This is a genomic window from Cellvibrio sp., from assembly GCF_053579595.1.
In genome coordinates this window covers 1-5,289 of record NZ_JBRFPI010000325.1, presented here as the reverse complement: position 1 = coordinate 5,289, position 5,289 = coordinate 1, and the positions used below count along the sequence as shown (strand labels likewise).

The 5,289-nt window shown below is 50.5% G+C and carries 4 protein-coding genes; 2 read left to right on the top strand and 2 right to left on the bottom strand.

The annotated features are described in order from the left end of the window. Positions 1 to 2,219 (bottom strand): monovalent cation/H+ antiporter subunit A (locus tag ACWA6V_RS16820; protein WP_449523575.1); only part of this gene is annotated, 2,219 nt, incomplete at its 3' end. A 481-nt stretch (positions 2,220 to 2,700) separates the two neighbouring features. Here ACWA6V_RS16820 and ACWA6V_RS16815 point away from each other — a divergent pair. Both ACWA6V_RS16815 and ACWA6V_RS16810 read left to right on the top strand, forming a co-directional pair. Then, entirely contained in the window at positions 2,701 to 3,774 is a 1,074-nt protein-coding gene (locus ACWA6V_RS16815) for a hypothetical protein (RefSeq protein ID WP_449523574.1), read from the top strand. A gap of 1 nt (position 3,775) precedes the next feature. Next, positions 3,776 to 4,312, top strand: coding sequence for a hypothetical protein (locus ACWA6V_RS16810; protein ID WP_449523573.1), 537 nt, complete (start codon positions 3,776 to 3,778; stop codon positions 4,310 to 4,312). 88 nt (positions 4,313 to 4,400) lie between these two features. Here the strand turns inward: ACWA6V_RS16810 and ACWA6V_RS16805 are convergent. After that, the coding region (locus ACWA6V_RS16805; protein WP_449523572.1) for a pectate lyase family protein at positions 4,401 to 5,289 on the bottom strand (889 nt) is incomplete at its 5' end.

Sequence of the window (5,289 nt, the reverse complement as noted above, 5' to 3'; positions counted from 1 at the left end):
TCCACCAGAATCACATTGACCACGTTAGTCCCGCCGCCACCGCTGACGCTATTGGCGAGGAAGAAGTCGGCCAAACTTGTATCGTAGGGACGAGTGAGAATCGCCAGGGTCAGCAAAGCCACCCCCAAACCAGCGCCACCCGCAAGCAGGATATCGCGCACAATCCGGCTCTTATCGGAGTCGTTCGGCGTAATTTGCGGCAGGAAGTAGAGCGCCAGCATCAGTAGGATGATGGTCACTACTTCCACCGAAATTTGCGTGAGCGCCAGATCCGGCGCGGAGAAGCGAACGAAAGCGAGCGACAAAATCAGCCCCACCACGCCCAGCACCAGCAGCGCTGCAACCCGGTTGTGATGGATGATCACCGTCACTAGTGCAGCGATCATCATCACCGCCGCCAGCAGCAGACTGACCCAATCGACCGGAGTCAAAGCGACCTTACCCAGTAGCTGACCAAGCGGCCAGAACTCCACCGAAGCCATAAAGAGTGCAGTGGCGATAAACAGCGCCGCCGAGCGCTGCAAGGAGCCGTTTTCGATAGCATCGGTACAGCGCTGGGCAAAACGCACGAGGCTCTGCATGCGTTTTTCAAACTCTTCTTTTTGGTCCACACGATAGCCGCGCTCATAAAACGCAAACAGCCCTTTGCGCTGATAGTAGAGCAGCAATCCGCCAAGCAGCGCGCTGACACTCATCGCCAGCGGCAGGTTGATGCCATGCCAAATGGCGATGTGATAGTCGGGAATGCCCTCCCCCAGCACCGCGTAACTGGCCGCATCCAGAATGGGCGCGACCGTGAAATTGGGCAGGATGCCGACCAGCAAACAGAGCACCCCCAAAATCGCCATGGGCAAGATCATCAAGCCCGGCGGCTCGTGGGGCGGAAACTTGGGCAGGTTGATGGGGTTGCCGTTGAAGAACACATCGTGGATAAACCGGTAGGAATAGGCCACCGCAAAAATCCCGGCGAGCGTCGCCATCAGCGGGATAATCCAATCGAACCCGCCCATCAATTCCACCTGCAAGGTCTCGGTAAAAAACATCTCCTTGCTCAAAAACCCGTTGAGCAGCGGCACCCCGGCCATGGCCGAGGCCGACACCATGGCCACGGTCGCGGTGATCGGCATGTACTGCCACATACCGTTGATGCGGCGCATATCGCGAGTGCCGGTTTCGTGGTCGATAATGCCCGCCGCCATAAACAGCGAAGCCTTGAAGGTCGCGTGATTGACGATATGAAACAGCGCCGCCACCGTCGCTAGTTCGCTGCTAAAGCCCAACAACATAGTTATCAACCCGAGGTGGCTGATGGTGGAATAGGCAAGCAAGCCTTTGAGGTCGTGTTTAAAGAGTGCGGTGTAAGCGCCAAACACAAGCGTTGCGAGGCCAGTGAACGTCACCAGATAGAACCACAAATCCGAACCGGCCAAAGCGGGATACAAACGCGCGAGCAAAAATACACCCGCCTTCACCATGGTCGCCGAGTGCAAATAAGCCGATACCGGCGTGGGTGCCGCCATCGCATGCGGCAGCCAGAAGTGGAAGGGAAACTGCGCCGATTTGGTAAAGGCACCGATTAAAATCAGGATCAGCGCGACCGGGTAAAGCGGATGCGCCTGGATCAAATCGGCCGAGTTAGTGATCACTTGCAAACTGTAAGAGCCAGTGATCTGGCCAAGAATCAACGCGCCAGCGAGTAACGTCAGCCCCCCTGCCCCGGTAATCGCCAGCGCCATACGCGCGCCTTTACGCGCCTCACTCTTGTGCGACCAATAGCCAATCAGTAGGAACGAACTCAGGCTGGTCAGCTCCCAAAACACCACCAACAGGAGGATGTTATCGGCCAGCACTATGCCGAGCATCGCCATCATAAACAGTTGCAAAAGTGCGTAGAGGCGACCTAGGGAATCCTGTTTATCCAAGTAGTAGCGGGCGTAAAAAATCACCAGCAGGCCAATCACAAGGATCAAGAGCGCGAACATCATGCCCAAGCCATCGAGGCGCAGGCTTAAATCCATGCCCAGCTGGGGGATCCAATCCAGATGGAAGAAAAACAGCTGCCGCTCAAACAGTGCGGGCAGATAGGACACCAATAAACCCAGTGCCAATAATGGCCCTATCGCCGCCGAAAATGCGCAAATATTGCGCCCAAAGCGCTCGCATAATGGCGGTAAAAACGCGCCCAGCAGGGGCAGTAAGATGATCCACAACAATTCCATGCGATATCCCCGGAATGCTTGATGACAATGCACAACAGATGCATAACTACAGCCAGCGCAACAGGCTGACTATAAGCATAAAACGCAGACGAGTTTTAGATTAACGCCGGAGGATCAGTAAAAAAGGGATGGCGCTGGCACAGCGGCGAGCGGCTGCGCAGCCAGAAGGCGTTGGTGTTCGGATGTTCTGCATCCGATGTGTGGGCGAAACAGGAAATCAACATTCACCTGTTATACCCATTTTGGCTGGGCTATTCCAGTTAACAGTGGATTTTTCACAGTTTTTTGCGCGCGCTAACACTTCCACTCAAAGCATGGATTTGTGCACTAACACTCAGTCTCAATATTGACGGCCAAGCGCCGACATCAGTAACTTGCGACCCGTTACGGCCAAGTCCGTAATTGCAAACACACCACCAAACGATCACACCGGCAACAGGACAGGAAGCTTTACCTTCACCGGTCACAAGGATTTGTCTCTATGGAGCTATTTACCCTCAAAAAGAACTACCAACTGCAATGGGACGATATTCCCTTTATCGAGAACCCGGCATTTGGTCGGGAACACGCTTTGGACGCTATTCGCTACGGCGATAAAATCTGGAAGCGAGTCACCAATATCAAGGAATTTGTCGCTGAAGAAATAGGTCATTTCAATCCCTGTGGCAATAACTGCCAGACCGAACTCAAGGTCTATGACTTATTTCATCAAGGCACCTACTTCAGCGTCGCCCACCACAAACCCTTCGCCCCCGCGTTCACCTGGAAACCCGACGCGCAACACCCGAATAAAGGCGAATGGGTAATGCAAAACCCATGGGTTTATCCGACGTTTGTTAAAGAGCAGATAGACCGCATCACAACCCGGCATAAAAAAGTGTTGGCAGGGGAACCCGAGTTAGCGGCAGAAGCAGTCAATCTTCCTGCGATAAAACGTCAGGCTGAAAAGACATTACCCACCGCAGACAAGCCACCACTAAAACCTTATGTGGGTGATACCCTACACAAGCGAACCCATTCCGATGGGCACGCTAAAGATCCCTACACGCTGATGGCAAATGGTGCACCTCTAGGAGCTAAAGAAGGTGTGATGCCAATAGCAACAAAAGGCCTGGAGAAATTTCCGAAGGAATATAGTGAACTGATTAATGCTGGTTACCCTGATGTAATTAGTCGGAAAGACTTCAAAAATTTTTCGACTATTCACCCGAAAACATTAGCTCCCGATACAAAAATTTACCGTATTGTCGATGAAGGTAGCAGCGAGGCAGCGGGACAATCAGGTTGCTACTGGGCCTATTCAAAACCTGCCAATAAAGCCGAATGGCGCAGCAATTATGCGGTAAAAGATTCATGGAATGATAATGGTTATTACGTTGAACACACCGTAGGTACAGACGGTTTAAAGGCTTGGGAGGGAACTGTGGCAGGGCAAGAGTATCGCGAACACAATGGTAATGAATTCTATTTAAACGGTGGCGAAACACAGCTCTACATTTCATTTAACGCTCTCGGCGCATTAAATCCTAAATTAACCAATTGGCCAGAGGCTTAATATGAAACAGGAATTCAAAGAAACATTATTACTTAGAATGTTTTCCTCAATTGAATATATGGAGAAATACTCACAGCATTTTATCGTTTTTATCGACACTGGCTTATTCGCATTAAGCCAATATGAAGCATTAGCAGTAAAACCGGTAAATCATCCTAATTACTACATGGTAGAGACAGATGTCCGATTGTGGAATCTCAAAGTAAAACCGAACTTTATCGGAATGAGGGAAAATATAATTGAAGCAGTCGATAACGCACGACAGGGTAAGTTTTCAACAATACGCTCAGCTGCCGGAAACTTTCGCAGCCTGAGTCGCGATATGGATGGCATTCGTGAAGCATTTATGGATTTTATCGATCCCGCTATAAAGCAGCGCTATTTTGATGAGTGGAAAATTACCAGCACCATGGGGACTAACATTTACTTAACATTATCTAATTATTGGCGCCCAACAGAACTTCTCGATACGGATATTACCGGCAAAATTGCTGAGAAGGATTTACTAAAATACTTACAGCCTGGCGAACAGCCTTAAACAAAAAAGCCTTTGTGCAAATAACACAAAGGCTTTTTTGTTTTCAGAAAACGGCGCTCAATGAGCGCCGTTTTTTATTACAAACTTCTTATTGCTGGCAACCCACCTTACCCAATCCCAACACATAGTACTTGTCACCTGCCAGTGGCGAGTTAAATGGTGCCTGGCCATATTTACCAGCGGTTGCGCTCAGATAATCCACCAGCTCCTGGCCTGCAGCAAAGCGCCAGTGGTTGAGTGTGGTTTGTGATGTGGCTGAATAATTTGCGGCGAGATTGGCCACTGTACCCGAGCTAATCGTAAAGCCGGTTTTGGTGGTTTCATCGAGATTACAGGCGGCATCGCCGAACCAAACGAAGTTGCCTTCGCCGCGATAATTACCGCCGGTTACATCGCGAATCAGATTCGTTTGTAATTCAGTAAGTGATGCGGCGAGATCCGCTTTTTCCTGATGGATGCGGTTAACCACAAACATATTGTCTTCCTGCAATATGCTCGCGCCCACACGAATGCTGAGCAGGTCTTTGCGATAATTCACAAACACATTGTTCAACATATGCGATGTACCACGGCGGATCAGCGGCACGCGGCGCAGGGTATTACCCAGTGCCATATAGCTCGCATCGCGTGTCACAAATAAATTGTGGTGCATGGTGGTTCTGATTTGCGCGTCGATTGTGTGGCTATCGCTGGAGCTGTGTAGCGTTGCGCGTTTCACATCGAGGATTTCGTTGAATGACATGGTGATGCCATACGCGCCCACTTTTACATCAAACGCGGAATCGCCAGTGGTATCAAAAGTATTTTTGTGAATCCAGATATCGTGTGACGCGCCGGTGGAGCGAATCATATCCGGGTCAACATAATGGTCTTCGGTGTGGCCTGCACCTTTAAAATTCAGATGCGTAAGGATCACACTGGTCGCGGTTTGTGTCGGTTGGCCAGTGGAATCTTTGCCAATCGCAAAACCGCTAAAC